The sequence below is a fragment of the Pseudomonas cannabina genome (assembly GCF_900100365.1).
Classification (GTDB): domain Bacteria; phylum Pseudomonadota; class Gammaproteobacteria; order Pseudomonadales; family Pseudomonadaceae; genus Aquipseudomonas; species Aquipseudomonas cannabina.
On record NZ_FNKU01000001.1, the window covers coordinates 481,056 to 503,155 of the forward strand.

Annotated in this window: 18 protein-coding genes; 16 read left to right on the plus strand and 2 right to left on the minus strand. The window is 60.5% G+C overall.

Annotated features, from left to right (window positions below; translation table 11 throughout):
• Positions 1–250 precede the first annotated feature (250 nt).
• The 13 genes from BLT55_RS02275 to BLT55_RS02345 all read left to right on the plus strand — a co-directional run bounded on the left by BLT55_RS02275 (position 251) and on the right by BLT55_RS02345 (position 15,928).
• Complete coding sequence (locus BLT55_RS02275) at positions 251–1,873, plus strand: methyl-accepting chemotaxis protein (RefSeq protein WP_055000442.1); 1,623 nt, start codon at positions 251–253, stop codon at positions 1,871–1,873.
• Between the two features lie 9 nt (positions 1,874–1,882).
• Complete coding sequence (locus BLT55_RS02280; RefSeq protein ID WP_055000431.1) at positions 1,883–2,419, plus strand: chemotaxis protein CheW; 537 nt, start codon at positions 1,883–1,885, stop codon at positions 2,417–2,419.
• Complete coding sequence (locus tag BLT55_RS02285; protein ID WP_055000430.1) at positions 2,416–3,687, plus strand: CheR family methyltransferase; 1,272 nt, start codon at positions 2,416–2,418, stop codon at positions 3,685–3,687. Before BLT55_RS02280 ends, BLT55_RS02285 begins: the two co-directional genes overlap by 4 nt.
• Entirely contained in the window at positions 3,687–4,376 is a 690-nt protein-coding gene (locus BLT55_RS02290; protein ID WP_055000429.1) for a chemotaxis protein CheW, read from the plus strand. The genes BLT55_RS02285 and BLT55_RS02290 overlap by 1 nt, the downstream gene beginning before the upstream one ends.
• The gene (locus tag BLT55_RS02295) at positions 4,373–6,721 is read left to right on the plus strand and encodes a hybrid sensor histidine kinase/response regulator (protein WP_055000428.1); all 2,349 of its coding nucleotides are present in this window, start codon (positions 4,373–4,375) and stop codon (positions 6,719–6,721) included. Before BLT55_RS02290 ends, BLT55_RS02295 begins: the two co-directional genes overlap by 4 nt.
• On the plus strand, positions 6,718–7,728 hold the full coding sequence (gene cheB, locus BLT55_RS02300) for a chemotaxis response regulator protein-glutamate methylesterase (protein WP_007250112.1): 1,011 nt from the start codon (positions 6,718–6,720) through the stop codon (positions 7,726–7,728). Before BLT55_RS02295 ends, cheB begins: the two co-directional genes overlap by 4 nt.
• Positions 7,729–7,773: 45 nt before the next feature.
• A complete protein-coding gene (locus BLT55_RS02305; RefSeq protein ID WP_055000427.1) occupies positions 7,774–8,778 on the plus strand; it encodes a response regulator in 1,005 nt (334 codons plus the stop codon).
• Between the two features lie 117 nt (positions 8,779–8,895).
• A protein-coding gene (gene prfB / locus BLT55_RS02310) for a peptide chain release factor 2 (RefSeq protein WP_096059895.1) occupies positions 8,896–9,991 on the plus strand; the annotation gives its coding sequence in 2 pieces (ribosomal slippage) (positions 8,896–8,967 and positions 8,969–9,991; 1,095 coding nt in all).
• A gap of 69 nt (positions 9,992–10,060) precedes the next feature.
• Positions 10,061–11,563, plus strand: a complete 1,503-nt coding sequence (gene lysS / locus BLT55_RS02315) for a lysine--tRNA ligase (RefSeq protein WP_007250114.1) — start codon at positions 10,061–10,063, stop codon at positions 11,561–11,563.
• Between the two features lie 77 nt (positions 11,564–11,640).
• On the plus strand, positions 11,641–12,366 hold the full coding sequence (locus BLT55_RS02320; protein WP_007250115.1) for a TetR/AcrR family transcriptional regulator: 726 nt from the start codon (positions 11,641–11,643) through the stop codon (positions 12,364–12,366).
• A 225-nt stretch (positions 12,367–12,591) separates the two neighbouring features.
• Positions 12,592–13,869, plus strand: a complete 1,278-nt coding sequence (locus BLT55_RS02325) for a flavohemoglobin expression-modulating QEGLA motif protein (RefSeq protein ID WP_055000426.1) — start codon at positions 12,592–12,594, stop codon at positions 13,867–13,869.
• 845 nt (positions 13,870–14,714) lie between these two features.
• Positions 14,715–15,611 (plus strand): alpha/beta hydrolase, encoded by an 897-nt coding sequence (locus tag BLT55_RS02340; RefSeq protein WP_054998772.1) that lies wholly within the window; start codon positions 14,715–14,717, stop codon positions 15,609–15,611.
• Positions 15,608–15,928 (plus strand): PA3694 family proteiin, encoded by a 321-nt coding sequence (locus tag BLT55_RS02345; protein ID WP_054998771.1) that lies wholly within the window; start codon positions 15,608–15,610, stop codon positions 15,926–15,928. The genes BLT55_RS02340 and BLT55_RS02345 overlap by 4 nt, the downstream gene beginning before the upstream one ends.
• Before the next feature lie 78 nt (positions 15,929–16,006).
• Here BLT55_RS02345 and lptF read toward each other — a convergent pair whose 3' ends face one another.
• Both lptF and BLT55_RS02355 read right to left on the minus strand, forming a co-directional pair.
• Positions 16,007–16,789: a lipotoxin F family OmpA-related lipoprotein LptF gene (lptF, locus tag BLT55_RS02350; RefSeq protein ID WP_007250119.1), complete on the minus strand. Its 783-nt coding sequence runs from the start codon at positions 16,787–16,789 to the stop codon at positions 16,007–16,009.
• Between the two features lie 58 nt (positions 16,790–16,847).
• The gene (locus BLT55_RS02355; RefSeq protein WP_007250120.1) at positions 16,848–17,261 is read right to left on the minus strand and encodes a DUF4398 domain-containing protein; all 414 of its coding nucleotides are present in this window, start codon (positions 17,259–17,261) and stop codon (positions 16,848–16,850) included.
• A 377-nt stretch (positions 17,262–17,638) separates the two neighbouring features.
• On the opposite strand from BLT55_RS02355, the gene ppc reads away from it, so the two are divergent.
• The 3 genes from ppc (at position 17,639) to tsaB (ending at position 21,966) form a co-directional block, all read left to right on the plus strand.
• The gene (ppc, locus tag BLT55_RS02360; protein ID WP_054998770.1) at positions 17,639–20,275 is read left to right on the plus strand and encodes a phosphoenolpyruvate carboxylase; all 2,637 of its coding nucleotides are present in this window, start codon (positions 17,639–17,641) and stop codon (positions 20,273–20,275) included.
• 281 nt (positions 20,276–20,556) lie between these two features.
• Positions 20,557–21,204: an adenylate kinase gene (gene adk / locus BLT55_RS02370; protein ID WP_007250122.1), complete on the plus strand. Its 648-nt coding sequence runs from the start codon at positions 20,557–20,559 to the stop codon at positions 21,202–21,204.
• Between the two features lie 87 nt (positions 21,205–21,291).
• Positions 21,292–21,966 carry a tRNA (adenosine(37)-N6)-threonylcarbamoyltransferase complex dimerization subunit type 1 TsaB gene (gene tsaB, locus BLT55_RS02375; protein WP_054998769.1) on the plus strand — a complete coding sequence of 225 codons (675 nt, stop codon included), beginning with the start codon at positions 21,292–21,294 and terminating at the stop codon, positions 21,964–21,966.
• The last annotated feature ends 134 nt before the right edge of the window (positions 21,967–22,100 follow it).

A 22,100-nucleotide genomic window follows, 5' to 3' on the forward strand; every position in this document is an offset into this window, starting at 1 on the left:
GCTTACGTTCGAGATTCCTCTGGCAAGCGCTAACTATGTATGTGCCCGTTTATTCGTTACACATGGCGCTCAAGTAGTACGGGCTTTGGCCGAAAATAATTGAAGGGCGCGATTAACAGGCCTGACGAGCTGATTTTCGTCTTGCCCGCCCGGCCTTTGCAGGCTGGGCTATACTCACGCCGCATGGACCGTTCGTCGGTCTGCATCTTGAACACGGCTGACGCCGTCGTTGAATTCTTGAGGGATGACTGTGAAGAACTGGACCTTGCGCCAACGGATTCTGGCGAGCTTTGCCGTCATCATTGCCATCATGCTGTTGATGGTGGTTGTGTCTTATTCGCGGCTGCTGTCAATCGAGTCCAGTGAAGAGCAAGTCCGCCTCGATGCGCTGCCCGGCGTTTACTACAGCACGCTGGTGCGCAGTGCATGGGGCGAAAGCTATATCCGCACGCTGGAATTGATCGCTGAAGGCGCGGCCCGTCCGCTGACCAAGCAGGAAAAAGACCAGTACCAGGGGTTTGACGAGAACCTTCAAGCGCAGATGGATGGCTACAAGAAATCCATTTTCGACAAGCAAGACGCGGACAGCTTTGCAGTCTTCGAAAAGCGCCGCGAAGCTTATTCCCGCATGCTCAGTGAAGTGCTCGCCAAATATGATCGCGGCGAGTACGCGGACGCACGGGCCGAGTTCTTTGGCGACGTCAATCCGGTATGGCTCACAGGCCGCAAGCAGCTCAACGACGTTATCGTCATGAATAAAAAGCTGGCCGATGAGGCGACCAACAATATCGTCAATGCGGTACTGGCCGCCAAAATCAGCATGATCGTGTCCTTGCTGGTCGCGATCATGGCCGCCGCCGCCTGCGGTCTGCTGCTGATGCGCTCGATCATGTCGCCGATGCAGCTCATCGTGCGCATTCTCGACACCATGCGCACCGGCGATCTGAGCACGCGCCTCAACCTCGCGCGCAAGGATGAGTTCAACACGGTTGAAACCGGCTTCAACGACATGATGACCGAACTGGTCGCGCTGGTGGCACAGGCCCAGCGTTCTTCGGTGCAGGTCACCACCTCGGTCACGGAAATCGCGGCCACCTCGCGCCAACAACAGGCCACCGCCACCGAAACCGCCGCGACCACCACCGAAATCGGTGCGACGTCACGGGAAATTGCCGCGACCTCGCGTGATCTGGTGCGCACCATGACCGAGGTTACGTCGGCGGCCGATCAGGCGTCGATTCTCGCGGGCTCTGGTCAACAAGGGCTGGCGCGCATGGAAGACACCATGCACCAGGTCATGGGCGCGGCCAATCTGGTCAACGCCAAACTGGCGATCCTCAATGAGAAGGCCGGCAACATCAATCAGGTGGTGGTGACCATCGTGAAGGTGGCCGACCAGACCAATCTGCTGTCGTTGAACGCTGCCATCGAGGCGGAAAAGGCCGGCGAGTACGGTCGCGGGTTCGCGGTGGTGGCGACCGAGGTGCGGCGCCTTGCCGACCAGACGGCGGTTGCCACGTACGACATTGAACAGATGGTGCGCGAGATCCAGTCGGCGGTTTCGGCGGGCGTCATGGGCATGGACAAGTTTTCCGAAGAAGTGCGCCGAGGCATGTTCGAAGTCACTCAGGTCGGTGAGCAACTGTCGCAGATCATTCATCAGGTTCAGGCCCTGGCACCGCGCGTGCTGATGGTCAACGAAGGCATGCAGGCGCAGGCCACCGGTGCCGAGCAAATCAATCAGGCGCTGGTGCAACTGGCCGATGCCAGCAGCCAGACCGTCGACTCACTGCGTCAAGCCAGTTTCGCCATCGACGAGTTGAGTCAGGTAGCGGTCGGCTTGCGCAGTGGCGTATCGCGCTTCAAAGTCTGAGTCCGGACCATGAAGGAGCCATCGCCAAGGCGCGTCGATTCGTCGGTCATCGCCAACAAGCTCTTCCTGCTGTTTTGCATCGGTGAAGATCGCTATGCCCTGGAGGCGACCGAGATTGCCGAGATCCTGCCACGGGTGAAGCTCAAGACCATCGCCCGGGCGCCGCATTGGGTGGCGGGTATTTTTGCGCACCGTGGCGAAATCGTGCCGGTGATCGATATCAGTGCCTTGAATTCCGGCCAGCCAGCGCGAGCACGAACCAGCACGCGGATGGTGCTGGTGCATTATCGGCACGACGATCTGCATCCGGCGCCGCTGTTGGGGCTGATTCTGGAGCAGGCAACCGAAACCCTGCGTTGCCCGGCGTCCGAGTTCAAGGAATATGGTCTGGACAATAGCCTGGCCCCTTACCTCGGTCCTGTGCGCGAGGATGAGCAGGGGCTGCTGCAATGGATTCATGTTCGCGAACTGCTGAGCGAGCCGGTCCGCGAACTGCTGTTTCCAGCGACGCCGATCAGCCTTGAGCTGTTCGAGGACGCGCCATGAGTGATGACGCGCGTTTTTTCAGCTTTCTCAAGGACCGTATCGGGCTCGACGTGACCTCTGTCGGCGAAGCGATCATCGAGCGCGCCCTGCGTCAGCGTGCTGCCACGGTCGGTTGTGTGAACAGTGATGCCTATTGGCAACTGCTGGTGACGTCACCTCAGGAGCAGCAGGCGCTGATCGAGGCGGTGATTGTTCCGGAAACCTCTTTTTTCCGTTATCCGGAGTCGTTCGCGACGCTGGGCAAGCTGGCCCGTGAGCGCGTGGCCAATCTTGCCGGTGTGCGCCCGCTGCGGATTCTCAGCCTGCCGTGCTCGACCGGCGAAGAACCCTACTCGATGGTCATGGCATTGTTCGATGCTGGCGTCGATGCCCGGCAGTTCAAGGTCGATGCCATCGATATCAGCCCGGTGTCGATTGCCAAAGCCGAGCGTGGCATCTATGGCAAGAACTCGTTCAGAGGCAGCGAACTGGGGTTTCGCGAGCGCTATTTCAGCCCCGTGCCGGAAGGTTTTGAAGTGTCCGAGCGGGTACGCGCCTGCGTGAACTTTCAGTCAGGCAACCTGCTTGATCCAAATCTGGCCACTCAGGTGGCCTACGACATCGTGTTTTGCCGCAACCTGGTGATCTATTTTGATCAGCAGACCCAGCAGCGGGTGTTTCAGGTTCTCAAGCAACTGACCCGGCAAGACGGCCTGCTGTTCATCGGTCCGGCCGAGGGCAATCTGCTGGCGGGCATCGGCATGCGCTCGATTGGTATCGCACAGTCGTTCGCCTTCAGCCACGCACCGCAGGACCCGACCGTCCCGGCACCGGCTCGCGCGCCCGAGGCCGCCAAGGCTATACGTCCGACGCTCGACGTCCCGGCACGAGACCCCGCGCCGCGCGCCGCCGGACGAGCCTCCGCCGCGTTCGCGCCCAGCGTCAAACCGGCTGTGGTCGGCAACGATGCAGCAGCGGCGCTGCTCGACAGCATCGCGAACCTTGCCAACGAGGGCAACAGCGCTGCAGCGCGGGCTGCGTGCGAGCGCTATCTGCAACAGCATGAACCCGTCGCCCAAGTGTTCTACTGGCTGGGCCTGCTCAGTGAGGTGGCGGGCAGTGTCGCTCAGGCCCAGGGTTTTTATCGCAAAGCGTTGTACCTGCAACCGCAGCACCGCGAATCGCTGGCGCAACTGGCGGCGTTGCTGGCCGCGCAGGGCGACAGTGCCGGGGCCCGGCGTTTGCAGGACCGGGCCGCGCGCGGCGCGAATAAACAAGGAAACCATTGATGACGGGCCCGTCCGGTTTTTCCAGCCTTACCCATGATCAAGCCCAGGACATCGACGACTGCTGGAACCGTATCGGCATTCACGGCGACCGTTCCTGTCCCTTGCTGGCAGACCACATTCATTGCCGCAACTGTGCGGTGTATTCCGCTGCGGCCACGCGCCTGCTGGATCGCTACGCGCTGGCTCAGGAACATCACGAGCAGTTTCAGGGCTCGGTGTTGCAACGCGACATCAAGACCCGTTCGATTCTGGTGTTTCGTCTCTGTGATGAGTGGCTGGGGCTGGTTTCTCGCTGCCTGTCGGAAGTCGCACTGCACCAGACTATCCACTCGCTGCCCCATCAGCGCTCGCGTGCCATGCTCGGTGTCGCTAACGTGCGTGGCGCGCTGGTGGCGTGCATTTCGCTGGTCGAATTGCTGGGCCTCGACAGCCATGCTGCGCCTGCCCCGTCTGCGCGGGTTGTACCGCGCATGCTGATCGTCGCGGCCGAAGGCGGGCCGGTGGTGGTGCCGGTCGATGAAGTCGATGGCATTCATGCCATCGACAAGCGTGAGTTGGAGGCCGCGTCGGCTTCCGGTACGCACGCCAATGCGCGCTTCACCCGCGGCGTTCTGCAATGGCAGGGTCGCAGCCTGCGCTGGCTGGACGAAGATCAGTTGTTGTCGGCGGTTCACCGGAGCCTTACATGACACCCGATCAGATGCGTGACGCCTCGCTGTTCGAACTGTTCACGCTGGAAGCCGACGCACAGACTCAAGTGCTGAGTGCCGGCCTGCTGGCGCTCGAGCGCAACCCGACTCAGGCGGATCAACTGGAAGCCTGCATGCGTGCGGCGCACTCGCTCAAGGGCGCGGCGCGGATTGTCGGCGTCGATTTCGGCGTCAGCGTGGCGCATGTCATGGAAGATTGCCTGGTCAGCGCTCAGGAAGGGCGTCTGCTGTTGCAGCCCGAGCACATCGATGCGCTGCTGTCCGGCACAGACCTGTTGATGCGCATTGCCACGCCGGGCGGTGCCAGCGTGACTCAGGCCGATATCGATGCCTACGTTGAACGGCTCAATGTGTTGCTGGCCTCCGGTGCCGGTGCTGCGCGCACGGTGGGTACGCCGTTGGTGGAGCCACCGATGGACCCGTTACTGGCCATCGCGATGCAGCAGCTTGGCGCGTTGCCCGTTGCGCCGACGCCCGCCGATCCCGTTCCGACGCTCGCCGCTCCGGCAACCGCCGCTGCACCCGAGCCGGAAGCACCGTTCTCGCCGCTGCGTGAACGGCGGGTCACCGAAGGCGGTGAACGCGTGCTGCGGGTCACCGCTGAGCGTTTGAACGGTCTGCTCGACATGTCCAGCAAATCACTGGTCGAGACGCAGCGACTCAAGCCGCTGCTGGCCGGCATGCAGCGGCTCAAGCGTTTGCAAAGTAGCAGCGACCGCGCGCTGGAAGTGCTGGGTGCGAGTTTCGGCGAGGCAGGTCCGCCGACCGATGTGCAGAAAGCCCTGGAAGACGCGCGCAATCTGTTGTCCCAGGCGCAGCAGGTGCTGGTGCAGCAGACTGCCGAGCTGGATGAATTCGGCTGGCAGTCGGCGCAACGCGCGCAATTGCTGTACGACACGGCGCTGGCTTGCCGCATGCGGCCTTTTGCCGACGTGCTGAACGGTCAGGCGCGGATGGTGCGCGATCTGGGACGCGAACTGGGCAAGCAGGTTCGGTTGCAGATCGAAGGCGAGAAGACCCAGGTCGATCGCGATGTGCTGGAGAAGCTCGAAGCGCCATTGACCCATCTGCTGCGCAATGCCGTCGATCACGGTATCGAATCGCCAGAGCGGCGAATCGCGGCGGGCAAGGCCCCCGAAGGGCTGATCCGCTTGCAGGCCTCGCATCAGGCCGGCTTGCTGGTGGTCGAGCTGAGCGATGACGGCGGCGGCGTGGACCTGGATCGTCTGCGGCAAAACATTGTGGAGCGCAAGCTCTCTCCGGTGGAAACGGCCGAGCAGTTGAGCGAAGAAGAGCTGCTGAGCTTTTTGTTCCTGCCGGGCTTCAGCATGCGTGACAAGGTCACGCAGATTTCCGGGCGTGGCGTCGGTCTGGACGCCGTGCAGCATATGGTTCGCCAGATGCACGGCGGCGTCGAATTGCAGCAATGGGCGGGCGAGGGCAGTCGTTTCAGGATTGAAATGCCCTTGACGCTTTCCGTAGTGCGCAGCCTGGTCATCGAGGTCGGCGGCGAAGCCTACGCTTTCCCGTTGGCCCACATAGAACGCATGCGCGACTTGCAGCCCGATGAAATCGTGCAGCTTGAAGGGCGTCAGCATTTCTGGGACGAAGAACGCCATGTCGGCCTGGTTTCGGCCAGCCAGTTGTTGAATCGCCCGCCTGCGCAGAACGCCGGAGAAGCGCTCAAGGTGGTGGTAATACGCGAGCGTGATGCCGTTTACGGGGTTGCCGTCGAGCGCTTTATCGGTGAGCGCACGCTGGTGGTCATGCCGCTGGATGCGCGTCTGGGCAAGGTTCAGGATGTTTCTGCGGGCGCGCTGCTCGATGATGGGTCGGTGGTGCTGATCATCGACGTCGAAGACATGCTGCGCTCGGTGGAAAAACTGCTCAACACCGGGCGTCTGGAACGCATCGACCGGCGTAACCGTCAGGTCGATCAAGTGACACGCAAACGCGTCCTGGTGGTCGATGACTCGCTGACCGTGCGCGAGCTCGAACGCAAGTTGCTGGTGGGACGTGGCTATGAAGTGGCGGTGGCCGTGGACGGTATGGACGGCTGGAATGCCTTGCGTGCCGAAGACTTCGACCTGCTGATCACCGACATCGACATGCCGCGCATGGACGGTATCGAACTGGTGACGCTGTTACGCCGCGATACACGTTTGCAGTCGTTGCCGGTGATGGTCGTTTCCTACAAGGATCGCGAAGAAGACCGACGTCGTGGCCTGGATGCCGGAGCCGACTATTATCTGGCCAAGGCCAGTTTTCATGATGATGCCTTGCTCGACGCGGTCGTCGAACTCATTGGAGACGCGCAAGGATGAAGATTGCCATCGTCAACGATATGCCCATGGCGATCGAGGCCTTGCGTCGGGCGCTGGCCTTCGAGCCTGCACACAAGATCATCTGGGTGGCCGCCAACGGTGCCGAAGCGGTGCAGCGCTGCATGGAACAGACGCCGGACCTGATCCTCATGGACCTGATCATGCCGGTGATGGACGGCGTGGAAGCCACGCGCCGGATCATGGCCGAAACGCCCTGCGCTATCGTCATCGTCACGGTTGACCGCGAACAGAACATGCGCCGCGTTTTCGAGGCCATGGGCCACGGCGCCCTGGACGTGGTGGACACGCCAGCCATTGGCGGTCCCAACCCGAAAGAGGCCGCCATGCCGCTGCTGCGCAAGGTGCTCAATATCGAATGGCTGATGGGCCAGCGCGGCAATCGCGAGCAGGTTGTGGCGGCGCCCATGCGCCAGACCGCCAGACGCGACAGTCTGGTGGCCATCGGTTCTTCTGCGGGCGGTCCGGCGGCGCTGGAGATCCTGCTCAAAGGCTTGCCGGCGAGTTTTTCGCCAGCCATCGTGCTGGTCCAGCATGTCGATCAGGTGTTCGCCGCGGGTATGGCCGATTGGCTGTGCTCGGTTTCCGGCGTGCCGGTCCGGCTGGCCCGCGAGGGCGAAACGCCGCAGCCTGGGGTCGTGCTGCTGGCGGGCACCAATCACCATATTCGCTTGTTGAAAGACGGTACGCTGGCCTACACGGCGGAACCGGTGAACGAAATATACAGGCCCTCGATTGACGTGTTTTTCGAGAGCGTGACCCGTTATTGGAGCGGCGACGCCGTGGGTGTGTTATTGACCGGCATGGGCCGCGACGGTGCGCAGGGGCTCAAGGCCATGCGCGAGCGGGGGTTTCTGACCATCGCTCAGGATCAGGCCAGCTCTGCGGTGTACGGCATGCCCAAGGCCGCCGCCGCCATCGATGCCGCGGTTGAAATTCGCACGCTGTCCGCCATTGCACCTCGCTTGATCGAGGTATTTATTCAATGACTGCCGGGATGATCCAGCGGGCAGTCGGAGACCAGGAGAAATTTCATGCATGATGTGCCAATGGACGACATCAAAGCCCCGGATGAAAACAATGCGATGGTGCTGCTGGTTGACGATCAGGCGATGATTGGCGAGGCAGTCCGGCGCGGTCTGGCCGGGCACGAGTCGATCGACTTCCACTTCTGCGCCGATCCGTATCAGGCGATTGCCCAGGCGGTGCAGATCAAGCCGACGGTGATTCTGCAGGATCTGGTGATGCCGGGTCTGGACGGTTTGACCCTGGTGCGTGAATACCGCAGCAACCCGCTGACCCGAGACATCCCGATCATCGTGCTCTCCACCAAGGAAGATCCGCTGATCAAAAGTGCGGCGTTCACGGCCGGTGCCAATGACTATCTGGTCAAGCTGCCGGACAACATCGAACTGGTCGCGCGCATTCGCTACCACTCGCGCTCTTACATGACGCTGTTGCAGCGTGATGAGGCCTACCGCGCGTTACGGGTCAGTCAGCAACAGTTGCTCGACACCAATCTGGTCTTGCAGCGCCTGATGAACTCCGACGGCCTGACCGGGCTGTCGAACCGCCGTCATTTCGATGAGTATCTGGAACTGGAATGGCGCAGGGCGGTGCGGGATCAGACTCAGCTGTCGATGCTGATGATCGACGTGGACTACTTCAAGGCCTACAACGATAACTTCGGCCATCTGGAAGGCGATGAAGCATTGCGCCAGGTGGCCAAGGCGATTCGCAACAGTTGCAGTCGTCCGTCTGATCTGCCGGCGCGCTACGGGGGGGAAGAGTTCGCCATGGTGCTGCCCAATACCTCGCCGGGCGGCGCACGCCTGCTGGCGGAAAAGCTGCGCCAGAGTGTGGCGGGCATGAAGATTCCGCATATTGCTCCGGCTGACGGGTCAAGCCTGACCGTCAGCATCGGCGTTGCTACCGTGACACCGCAGCTGGAAATGTCCAGTCGCGAGTTGATCCTGGACGCCGACAAAGGGCTCTATCTGGCCAAGAACAACGGGCGTAATCAGGTCGCCGTCGGCTGATGCAATGCGCTGCCGATAAAATAGGCTGTACAAGGCCCGCTCGACGGGCTGCTTTCGCTGTCACGCCTGGGGTATACTCGTCGGCTTTGAAAATTTCGCCTGCGAGTGCTGCCTACCATGGAAATCAACCCGATCCTAAACAGCATCAAGGATTTGTCCGAACGCTCCGAAACCATTCGGGGGTATCTTTGACTACGATCACAAACATGATCGTCTGACCGAAGTAAACCGCGAGCTCGAAGACCCGAACGTCTGGAACAACCCGGCCTACGCCCAGGAGCTGGGGCGCGAGCGTTCCCTGCTGGCGCAGATCGTCGAAACCCTGGACGAAATGTCCTCCGGGCTGGTCGATGCCAAAGACCTGCTGCTGATGTCCGCCGAAGAAGAAGACCAGGCTGCCGTCGATGACGTCGCCGCCGAAGTCGAGCGCCTGCGTGCATCGCTGGAAAAACTCGAATTCCGCCGGATGTTCAGTGGCGAGATGGACCCCAACAACGCTTATCTGGACATCCAGGCCGGTTCCGGCGGCACCGAAGCGCAGGACTGGGCCAACATCCTGCTGCGCATGTACCTGCGCTGGGCTGACAAGCGCGGTTTCGATGCCACCATCATGGAACTGTCTGCCGGTGAAGTCGCTGGTATCAAAGGCGCGACCGTGCACATCAAGGGCGAATACGCCTTTGGCTGGTTGCGTACCGAGATCGGCGTGCACCGTCTGGTGCGCAAGAGCCCGTTTGACTCCGGCAACCGTCGCCATACGTCGTTCTCGGCCGTGTTCGTGTCGCCGGAAATCGATGACAACATCGAAATCGACATCAACCCGTCGGATCTGCGCATCGACACCTACCGTTCCTCCGGGGCGGGTGGTCAGCACGTAAACACCACCGACTCGGCGGTACGTATCACCCACGTTCCGACCAACACCGTGGTCAGCTGCCAGAACGAGCGTTCCCAGCATGCGAACAAGGACACCGCCATGAAAATGCTGCGGGCCCGTTTGTATGAGCAGGAAGTGCAGAAGCGCAACGCAGCGTCCCAGGCGCTTGAAGACACGAAGTCCGACATTGGCTGGGGTCACCAGATTCGCTCTTACGTACTGGACGCCTCGCGTATCAAGGACCTGCGGACCAACATCGAACGCAGCGACTGCGACAAGGTGCTGGATGGCGATATCGACGAATACCTGATCGCGAGTCTCAAGCAAGGGCTGTAAACCGTCAGCCGACCCCTCAAGCCCCTCGCCGCGAAGCGAGGGCGAACCTGTGATGGAATATCTAAAGACATGAGCGACCAACAACTCGACCCGCAAGCCCTGCAACAGGAAGAAAACACCCTGATCGCCCTGCGCAAGGAAAAGCTTGCTGCCGGCCGTGCCAAGGGTCAGGCCTTCCCCAACGACTTCCGCCGCGACAGCTACTGCAACGACTTGCAGAAACAGTACGTCGACAAGACCAAGGAAGAACTGGCAGAGGCAGCGATTCCGGTCAAGGTCGCCGGTCGTATCATGCTCAACCGCGGCTCGTTCATGGTCATTCAGGACATGACCGGGCGCATTCAGGTGTACGTCAATCGCAAGACCCTGCCTGAAGAAACCCTGGCCGAAGTGAAAACCTGGGACCTGGGTGACATCATTGCTGCCGAAGGTACGCTGGCGCGTTCCGGCAAGGGCGACCTGTACGTCGAAATGACCAGCGTGCGCCTGCTGACCAAATCGCTGCGCCCGCTGCCGGACAAACATCACGGCCTGACCGACACCGAACAGCGCTACCGTCAGCGTTATGTCGACCTGATCGTCAACGAAGACGTGCGTGAAACCTTCCGCGTGCGCTCGCAGGTCATTGCCCACATCCGCAGCTTCCTGATGAAGCGCGACTTCCTTGAAGTCGAAACGCCGATGTTGCAGACCATTCCCGGCGGCGCAGCGGCCAAACCGTTCGAAACCCACCACAACGCGCTGGATATGGAAATGTTCCTGCGTATTGCGCCGGAGCTGTACCTCAAGCGCCTTGTGGTCGGCGGCTTCGAAAAGGTTTTCGAGATCAACCGCAACTTTCGTAACGAAGGCGTTTCGACCCGGCACAACCCCGAGTTCACCATGCTCGAGTTTTACCAGGCTTACGCAGATTATGAAGACAACATGGACCTTACCGAGGAACTGTTCCGTGAGCTGGCGCAGCTGGTTCTGGGCAGCACCGACGTGCCTTACGGCGACAAGGTGTTCCACTTCGGCGAGCCGTTCGTGCGCCTCTCGGTGTTCGATTCGATCCTCAAGTACAACCCCGAGCTGACCGCCGCCGATCTGCAGGATGTCGACAAGGCACGCGCCATCGCCAAAAAAGCCGGCGCGAAAGTGCTGGGCTTCGAAGGTCTCGGCAAATTGCAGGTGATGATTTTCGAAGAGCTGGTCGAGCACAAGCTGGAGCAGCCGCACTTCATCACTCAGTACCCGTTCGAAGTGTCGCCGCTGGCACGTCGCAACGATGAAAACCCGAGTGTTACCGACCGTTTCGAGCTGTTCATCGGCGGTCGCGAAATTGCCAACGCCTATTCCGAGCTCAATGATGCCGAAGATCAGGCCGAACGCTTCCAGGCACAAGTGGCCGACAAGGATGCCGGTGATGACGAAGCCATGCACTACGACGCCGATTTCGTGCGTGCGCTGGAATACGGCATGCCGCCAACGGCGGGTGAGGGGATTGGTATCGATCGCCTGGTGATGCTGCTCACCAACTCACCGTCGATCCGGGATGTGATTCTTTTCCCGCACATGCGCCCACAAGCGTAATCAGTACCAAAAACAGCCGCCTTCGATGGGCGGCTTTTTTTTAAGGTTTTTTCAAGACGACTCAAAAGGAAGCTGTTTTGACGATCGCCAGAGAAGGCGCTGCCAGCGTAGCAAGCGCCGTAGCCAAAAGTATCAAGTATCAAGGGCGCAAGACCGCCCGCCAGGGCAGTGAGCAGCGCAGGCAAGTGATTTTGGATGCCGCCATGCGCATCGTGGTGCGTGACGGGGTACGGGCTGTGCGCCACCGTGCAGTGGCCACCGAAGCGGGCGTGCCGCTGTCGGCGACCACCTACTATTTCAAGGACATCAATGACCTGCTGACCGATGCCTTCGCTCAGTATGTGCAGCGCAGTGCCGATTACCTGTCCACGCTCTGGCAGAACACCGAAGTCATTCTGCGCGACATGATGAGCCGCAGTTCCGGCAGCCCCACTGACCGCTTTCGACTGGCCGACGACATCGCGCGTATGGTGATGGAGTATCTTCGGCACCAGTTGCTGACCCGCCGTGACTACCTGATTGCCGAACAGGCGTTCTACCACGAAGCGTTGATCAACCCGCGTCTGACGCCATTGGTGATGGCCCATCAGGAAATTCTCTTGCAGGGCAGTTGTCAGTTTTTCCAGGTGATCGGCTCGCTGCAGCCGCATCAGGATGCTCAAGTGTTGACCGGGCTCATCCGCCGCATGGAGTACCAGGGCCTGCTGCGTGGGCCTGAGCGTCAGGCAGACGAGGACATGCTCTGTATTCTCATGCGTCAGTTACGCCTGGTGCTGGGTACTCCTCAGCCGTTACGAGAGTAGGATGCAGCTTTCGCGATTGTAGGAGATAAGGCGCTGATTACCTTGACGATCCGGCCGATTCCGATATTTTCATAGGGTCTGTTCCCGTTTCATCGCGGCTGCGTCGGAGTCTGCTTTGCCGTGAGGCAACGCGGCTCGCTATGAAACGGGAACAGACCCTAGTGGTGGCGCATTTTCTGCGCGACCCGCATCAGGGGCGACAGCCCGTCAGCCAAGGAGTAACCGGTGGACGAGTATCAACAGACTATTCGTGCTTTATCGGATCGGATCGTCGTTGCACAGACACCGATTCGCATTCTGGATGCAGTGAAGTGGGATGACACGATTCGCCAGGAGTTTCTTGCCGCCAAAGGCAAAGCATTGCCTGCCGTGGACCGCGCGTATTACGAGAATCGTCCGCTGGGGTTCGATTCGGCGGCCTTGAAGCAGGAATTTCAGGACATCGAGCGCGACGTCACGCGTCAACTGGGTCAGTTCAACCCGGTCGGGCAGATCATGCGTCGCATGTGCCGCGAATACCGCATGGTGGTGCGCATGCTTGAAGCGCGTGGCACGTCGGATTTCGGCCTGATCTCTCAGGAACTCTACGGCGCGGCGTCCGATGCTTTTCACGCCGGAGACCCGACCCTCGCCGACCTGGGGCTGATGCTGTCGGATTACCTGAACAACATCGCCGGGCGCGGAGACCTGAAAGACGAACCGAAAATCCTCACCGCCAAAGACGCTGTCGGGCTGTTGCAGTCACGCCTGAACCGGGTGTTCGGTGAAGCCGAAGAGACCATCCGCGTATTTGAGTCCGACGGTATCGTTGCCGATGCGGCAGCGGGCGCCGATTACATCAAGATCCGCAGTGACGCCATGTTCAACGAGCGTGACGTGCGGGCGCTGGAGGTGCATGAAGGGCTGGTGCATGTCGGCACCACGCTCAACGGGCAGAATCAACCGATCTGCACCTTCCTGTCCAAAGGACCACCGTCGTCGACCGTCACTCAGGAAGGCCTGGCGATTCTCATGGAAGTCATCGCCTTCGCCTCCTACCCAAGCCGCCTGCGCAAACTGACTAACCGCACGCGGGCCATTCACATGGCCGAGCAGGGCGCTGATTTTCTCGATGTGTTCGGGTTCTACCGAGAGCAGGGTTTCAGCATGTCGGAAAGCTACGGCAACGCCAGTCGGGTATTCCGCGGCTCGGTGCCGAACGGACTGCCATTCACCAAAGACCTTTCGTACCTGAAAGGCTTCATCATGGTCTACAACTACATCCAGCTGGCCGTACGCAAAGGCAAGCTCGAACAGGTGCCCCTGCTGTTCTGCGGCAAAACCACACTGGAAGACATGCGTACCCTGCGGCAACTGGTGGACGAAGGGTTGGTAGTGGCACCCAAATACCTGCCCGAACAATTCCGCGACATGAACGCATTGTCGGCCTGGATGTGCTTCTCCAACTTCCTCAACCACCTGAGCCTGGATCGCATCGAAGCTGATTACTCGAATATCTTGTAGGTGTTGAGTGGTGTTTTACACGAATACAGTAACGGCGAAACGCCGTGCCTTACCCCGCAGCCAGTGCTACATAAATGCTGTAGATGTGCTTTTCAACCACAATGGCACTGACATCGCAGAACCGCTGTGCGACACAGAGCGCCACAAACACAAAGAGGACGCAGAGCGTCCAGAACGGCATGCCGACGCGGAGCGTCGCACGATAGTTGATAATCAAAGCGCTTTTTGATCACGATGGCACTGACTACGCCGATTGCGACGTAAGTGACGGCTGAGTCCTGACACTGATCCGGGGGATGCGAGGCAGGACGCCGAGCAAGCCGCATTCGGGCCATGGATGGCCCGTTGCGGCGGCCCCCGGATCAGTGTCAGGGCGAAGGAACCCGACGAAGTCGGGCCGGAAACGGAGCCGGGATTTTGGTTACTTTGATCCTTCAAAGTCACTCGCCGAGGGGCGAAAAGGTGCCTTGAGCCGTAAGCAGACATCACTGAAATCGCAGAGCCGCTGAGAGACGCGGAACGTCACCGATCTGCACAGCACACTCAAGATCGGACGCAGAGCGTCCAGAACGGCATGCGACGCGGAGCGTCGCACGATAGTTGATAATCAAAGCGCTTTTTTATCGCGATGGCACTGACGACGCCGATTGCGACGTAAGTGACGAAGGAACCCGACGAAGTCGGGCCGGAAACGGAGCTGGGACTTTGCCTGCTTTGGTCCCTCAAAGGAGGGCGCCGTAGGGGCGCAAAGGTGACCTGAGTCAGAAACAAACATCACTGACATCGCAGAACCGCCGTGTGACGCGGAGCGTCGGCACGAGACCCAATTGTAAGGAACCCCACATTTGAAACTGATCGGCATCCTCGCTTTAATCCTGAGCCTCACCGGTTGCAGCTCCATGCTGTTCTATCCCGAGCGGGACCTGCCGTTCACGCCGGACAAGGCACGGCTGCAATACCAGGACGTGAACCTCACGGCTGCCGATGGCACGCGCCTGCACGGCTGGTGGCTGCCTGCAAAAGAAGGGGGGGCGGTCAAAGGCACAGTCCTGCACCTGCACGGCAATGGCGGCAACCTGGCGTGGCATCTTGGCGGCGTCTGGTGGCTGCCCGAGCAGGGTTACCAAGTGCTGATGGTCGATTACCGTGGCTATGGCGAATCGCAGGGAGAACCGAGCCTTCCGGCAATTTATCAAGACGTTCAGGCCGCGTTCGACTGGCTGAAAACCACGCCGCAGGTCCAGGGCAAGCCACTCGTGGTTCTGGGGCAAAGCATCGGCGGAGCATTGGCAGTGCATTACCTGTCAGAGCACCCTCAGGAGCGCTCGCGGGTCAAAGCATTGGTACTGGACAGCGTGCCCGCCAGCTACCGAAGCGTCGCGCAACACGCGTTAAGCAAATCCTGGCTGACCTGGCCGTTGAAAACCCCGCTGTCATGGCTGATCCCGGATGCCGACAGCGCCGTCAACGGCTTGCCGCAGCTGGCCGGTACGCCGATGCTGATCTTCCACAGCATGGACGACACCCTGGTGCCGCTCGCCAACGGCATCGAACTGTACAAGGCCGCGCCACCGCCACGCGTCTTGCAACTGACCCGAGGCGAACACGTGCAGACCTTCGCTGACCCCCTGTGGCGTCAGGTCATGCTGCGCTATCTGGACGACCCGAGCCACTTCAACGGATTGCGTCGTCTGGCAGAAGTGCCCAATTACCCAGCCCCTGAAAAACAGCCTGCGCAATGAGTGATGTTCGTAATGTGAACGGCATGATCCTGACCGGCGTCGGCGCAATCATCGGCACAGTCGGCTGCCTGTGGTTTTACGGCTACCTGCACTTCGCCAAGCCAGAAGACGCACTGCTGCTGAGCGAGTTCACGCTGCTCAAGACCGTTCCGGGCGAGGAGTACAAGATTGCCGCAACGCCCGCTGCCGAGGTCGCGCAATGCATCGATGGCGTACTGGTGCTGTTCGACACCTCGCAAAAAGGACTGTCAGGTGTGCTGATCAACGATCACCGCCAGGCCGTGCGCTGTATCGGCCAGCAGACACCCCGGCAATAAGCCTTTTATAAAACCGTCACCCACAAAAAAGCCCCGCCTGTATGCGCAGGCGGGGCTTCGGTGCAGCAGCTCGATCGCTTATTTCATCGAAGAGCGTGGTGCAACGGGCTGGTTGTCGTTGGAAATGGTCACTTCCACGCGACGGTTCATGGCGCGACCCGAATTACTGGTGTTGTCAGCAACAGGGTATTCCTTGCCGTAACCCATGGTCACAACGCGCGCCGGGTCTACACCCATGCGCACCAGTGCCATGCGAACCGAATTGGCGCGGCGCTCGGACAGCGACTGGTTGTAAGAAGCCGAACCGGTGCTGTCGGTGTAGCCTTCGACGATCACTTTACGGTCCGGATTTTCCTGCAGGAAAGCGGCCAGCTTGCCGATGTCGCCCTGAGCGGTAGGCTTCAGATCAGCTTTGTTGTAATCGAACAGCACGTCACCGAAGGTCACCAGCGTACCGCGTTCGGTCTGCTTGGCGTTCAGGCTGTTTTTCAGCGCAGCGATCTGAGCGTCGCGAGCTTCCAGACGGGCTTTTGCACGATCGGCAGAAGCGTTCTGCAAAGCGGCTTCGGAAGTGCGCAGCGCGATGGTCTGTTTGGCCAGTTCAACGCGCTGATTGGTCAGGTAAGCCAGTTGGTCGACTTTCTTGACGTCTTCATCATCGCGGAAGGCTTTTTCAGCCTTGTCCAGCCACTCGCTGGCGTCTTTGGTTTCAAGCGCCGCGACTTTGGTGGCTTCCGGGTTGGTCTGCAGCGCTGTGTAATTGCTGCGCGCTTGCTCCAGATTAGGGTTCGGCTTGGTTGCACAGGCTGCCAAGGCAACGCTCATGGCCAGCAGAGCAGGGATCATCAATTGTTTACGCATAATATGGTCGTCCTTTAATCAGTTACGAATTCATGAAAACAGAAGGTTGGCGGGGCAATCACTGCACCTGGCGCAGGCCTTCTTCACGGAGTTCGTTGACGCCCTGACGAGCATCCTGCACAGCCTTGGCAGCTTTGGCGGCCTGAGATTTACGCTCGGCTACGCGAGCATCCCACTCAGCCTGTTCAGCCAGTTTGCGGGCTTCGTCGTATTTGTGGTCTTGCATCGCCAGATCAGCTGCCTTGAGCTTGTCCTGAGCCGATTTCATTTCAACGGCTGCGAACTCGGTACCGCCAGCGCTGACGGCGCTGTTGACGGCCGATTGGGAAACCGCGTACTGCTCGGACGGCGGGTTGCCAGCGCAACCAGCCAGAATGAAGGTGCTACCGATTGCCAGTGCGGCCAGTTTCAAGCCGCGCAGGCCTGTGGATTTTTTGTTGGCAGTGAGGGTGTTCATGGTGATCAACTCCATTGTCTGACTCCGAACGTGGTTATCCATGACAGTTTGTGTATCAAGTCCGGGCATGAGGTCATACAACTTCCTGCTGCCATTCGGGCTTTCCTGTAATGGTTAATGGCTCCGACCTGCGCAGTTTTTGAATAGTTCAGTTAAATATTTTTTGATTGGTAAGGAATTGTCAGCGCATTTGCGAGGCTGAAAGGATGCTTGTCGACATATGAAGAGGCATTCGTGCCAGGTTGCCGTACTCCAGTGAAGCAGCTTTATGCAGCAGGCAATTGTCGCCGCACCGGCTTTTGGTGCACTGTTGGCAATCAGGATTCGAATACCGTGGCCGCCTGCAAATGGGGCACGCCACTGAGCCCAAACAAAAACCGGGAGAGGGAACGATGGCCGATATCGATGCGCGTCTGCGCGAAGACGTTCACCTGCTGGGTGAACTGCTGGGCAACACCATCCGCGAGCAGCGCGGAGCTGATTTTCTCGACAAGATCGAACGCATCCGCAAGGGCGCCAAGGCCGGCAGGCGTGGCTCTGCCGAGGGCGCCGAACAACTCAGTTCGAGCGTAGACAGCCTTGGCGATGACGAGCTGTTGCCTGTGGCGCGGGCCTTCAACCAGTTTCTCAACCTGGCCAATATTGCCGAGCAGTATCAGCTCATGCACCGTCGTGACGACAGCCAGCCGCTGCCGTTCGAGTCCCGCGTGCTGCCCGAGCTGCTCGATCGTCTCAAGGCCGAAGGGCACGCGCCTGATGCACTGGCGCGACAGCTGAGCGAGCTGCAGATCGAACTGGTGCTCACGGCCCACCCCACCGAGGTCGCGCGCCGTACGCTGATTCAGAAGTACGACGCTATCGCAGCGCAACTCGCGGCACTGGATCATCGTGACCTGAACAGCGCCGAGCGCGAGCAGATCACGGCGCGTCTGCAACGCCTGATTGCCGAAGCCTGGCACACCGAAGAGATTCGACGCATCCGGCCCACGCCGGTCGACGAGGCCAAATGGGGCTTCGCGGTCATCGAGCATTCGCTCTGGCACGCTATCCCGAACTACCTGCGCAAGGCCGACCATGCGCTTCACGCCGCCACTGGCCTGCATCTGCCGCTGGAGGCTGCGCCAATCCGCTTCGCGTCCTGGATGGGCGGTGACCGCGACGGCAATCCGAACGTGACGGCCGCGGTCACCCGCGAAGTTCTGCTGCTGGCACGCTGGATGGCGGCTGACCTGTATCTGCGCGACGTTGACAACCTGGCCGCCGAGCTGTCGATGCAGCAGGCCAGCCCGGCACTGCGCGCCAGTGTCGGTGACAGCGCCGAACCCTATCGCACCGAGCTCAAACGCCTGCGCGAGCGCCTGCGTGCGACCCGTAACTGGGCCAATGCCTCGTTGACTGTCACGCAGCCAGCGCCCGACGAGGTGCTCAGCGACAACCAAGAGTTGCTCGACCCGTTGCTGTTGTGTTTCCAGTCATTGCACGACTGCGGCATGGGCGTGATTGCCGACGGGCCGCTGCTGGATTGCCTGCGTCGCGCTGTCACCTTCGGCCTGTTTCTGGTGCGGCTGGATGTGCGTCAGGATTCCAGCCGGCACTGTGCGGCCATGACGGAAATCACGGATTACCTGGGGCTGGGTCGTTATGAAGAGTGGGACGAGCAAACCCGCATCGACTTCCTGTTACGTGAACTGAATAGCCGCCGGCCGTTGTTGCCTGCCTGTTTCAAACCGGCTGCCGACACCGCCGAAGTCCTGGCGACCTGTCGGGAAGTGGCGGCGGCTCCGGCGGCGTCGTTGGGTTCTTACGTCATCTCGATGGCCGGCTCGGCGTCGGATGTACTGGCTGTGCAGCTGCTGCTCAAGGAATCCGGGCTGCAACGGCCGATGCGCGTGGTTCCGCTGTTCGAGACCCTGGCCGACCTGGATAACGCCGGGCCGGTGATCGAGACGTTATTGGGTCTGCCGGGCTATCGCTCACGTCTGCATGGCCCGCAGGAAGTCATGATCGGATATTCCGACTCGGCCAAAGACGCTGGCACGACAGCGGCTGCCTGGGCGCAATACCGGGCGCAGGAAAAACTGGTGGAGATCTGTCACGAGCAGCACGTCGAGCTGCTGCTGTTCCACGGCCGCGGCGGTACAGTCGGGCGTGGCGGCGGTCCGGCGCATGCGGCGATTCTGTCGCAGCCACCCGGTTCGGTGGCGGGACGCTTCCGCACCACCGAACAGGGCGAAATGATCCGCTTCAAGTTCGGCCTGCCGGACATCGCCGAACAGAACCTCAACCTTTATCTGGCGGCGGTACTGGAAGCCACTTTGCTGCCGCCACCGCCACCACAACTTGCCTGGCGGACGATGATGGACCAACTGGCCAGCGACGGGGTCAGCGCCTACCGCGCTGTGGTGCGCGAGCATCCCGAGTTCGTCGAGTACTTCCGTCAGGCAACGCCCGAACAGGAGCTGGGCCGTCTGCCGCTGGGCAGTCGACCTGCCAAGCGTCGTGAAGGCGGCGTCGAGAGTCTGCGTGCCATTCCGTGGATCTTCGCCTGGACCCAGACGCGTCTGATGCTGCCCGCCTGGCTCGGCTGGGAAGCCGCGCTGGGCAAGGCGCTGGAGCGCGGTGAGGGTGAAGTGCTGGCGCAGATGCGCGAGCAGTGGCCGTTCTTCCGCACCCGCATCGACATGCTGGAAATGGTGCTCGCCAAGGCCGATACGGACATTGCCAGGCTCTACGACGAACGTCTGGTTCCCGCCGAGCTGCAACATTTAGGAGCACATTTACGCGACCTATTGTCGCAGGCGTGCACCGTGGTTCTGGGGCTCACCGGGCAGACGCAACTGCTGGCTCACAGCCCTGAAACGCTGGAGTTCATCAGTCTGCGCAACACCTACCTCGACCCGCTGCACCTGCTTCAGGCCGAACTGCTGTCCCGGTCGCGCAGCCGCGAAGCAAGTCTTGACAGCCCTCTGGAACTGGCGCTGCTGGTGTCTGTGGCGGGTATCGCCGCCGGCCTGCGCAACACCGGCTGATCCGTCCTGCCAATGCCGTAGCCCGGTCTTTTCGATCTGGCTGCGGCAAGGTCGGGGTTTGCAGGTCAGCCTGCCGGAAACGTTGATACAGATCATGCAGCTCGACAATCAAGGCCTGCAAGCCGGTACGCCTGCGGTTACTGCGACTTTCGGCGGCTTGTGCGGCCTCGGTCGGCTGTGTATCTTGATCAGCCTTTCGGCCTGTTGGCCTGATGATTTTTTAGATTGGCCCCCGAGGCGAATCCGTTGATTTCACTATAAAAATTTTGAGGAGCATGACGATGCGCGTGATTCTGCTGGGAGCTCCCGGGGCCGGTAAAGGTACTCAGGCAAAATTCATCACTGAAAAATTCGGCATCCCGCAAGTTTCAACAGGCGACATGCTGCGCGCTGCGGTCAAGGCGGGCACCGAGCTGGGCTTGAAAGCCAAGAGCGTCATGGACGCAGGCGGTCTTGTTTCCGATGACCTGATCATTGGTCTGATCAAGGACCGTCTGGCCGAACCGGATTGCGCGAACGGCGTGCTGTTCGACGGCTTTCCGCGCACCATTCCTCAAGCCGAAGCGCTGTTGAACGCCGGTCTGGAAATCGACCATGTGCTGGAAATCGCTGTCGACGACGAAGAAATCGTCAAGCGCATGTCCGGTCGCCGTGTCCATGAAGGCTCCGGCCGCATCTACCACACGATCTTCAATCCGCCGAAGGTCGAAGGTATTGACGATGTGACCGGTGAGCCATTGCTGCAGCGTAAAGACGACGTCGAAGAAACCGTTCGCCACCGTCTGGCGGTCTATCACGCGCAGACCAAGCCATTGGTCGAGTTTTACAGCAAGCTGCAAGCGAAGAACGGCAAGCCTAAATGTAGCCACATTCCTGGCGTCGGTTCGGTTGAAGACATCACTGCCAAAGTGCTGAAAGCCCTGAGCTGAAGTACGCAGGCTGATCGATAAAATGGCCCGCTAGCGGGCCATTTGTCATTTATACTGCGCCACTTTTTCACCAAGACGGAAACATCGATGAGCACCTTGCTGGCCTTGGACACCGCCACTGAAGCCTGCTCGGTCGCTTTGCTGCATGACGGCAAGGTGCTGAGCCACTACGAGGTGATTCCGCGCCTGCACGCCCAGCGCCTGTTGCCGATGATCAAGGACCTGCTGGCCGAGGCGGGCATTGCGATGTCGGCGCTGGATGCCATCGCCTTCGGGCGTGGTCCGGGGGCTTTTACCGGCGTGCGCATTGCCATCGGGGTGGTTCAGGGGCTGTCGTTCGCACTGGAGCGTCCGGTTCTGCCGGTGTCCAACCTCGCGGTGCTGGCCCAGCGTGCCTTTCGTGAGCATGGCGCAACGCAGGTTGCCGCGGCCATCGACGCACGCATGGATGAGGTGTATTGGGGCTGCTATCGCGAGACGGCGGGCGAGATGCGCCTGATTGGCGACGAAGCGGTCATGGCGCCCGAGCGGGCGACGCTGCCGACCGACGCCAACGGTCACTGGTTCGGCTCGGGCACTGGCTGGGGTTACGCCGAACGCATTCCGGTGAGTCTGGCAGCGCATGATGCAAGCATGCTGCCCCATGCCCAGGACTTGCTGACCTTGGCCACATTCGCCTGGAATCGTGGTGAGTCCTTGTCGGCAGACGACGCTCAACCGGTGTACCTGCGCGACAAGGTGGCCACGCCGAAAGCACGCTGAGCTTGCATTCGGCGCGATGCGGGAATGACGGTGCAGATGCTCTGGACAGACGGCCTGAGGGCTCATGAAATCCCGCGTCGAGCCGAAAGAGTATCAACGGGCCATCTACCGTTTATCGTCTGGATGCGTCGTAA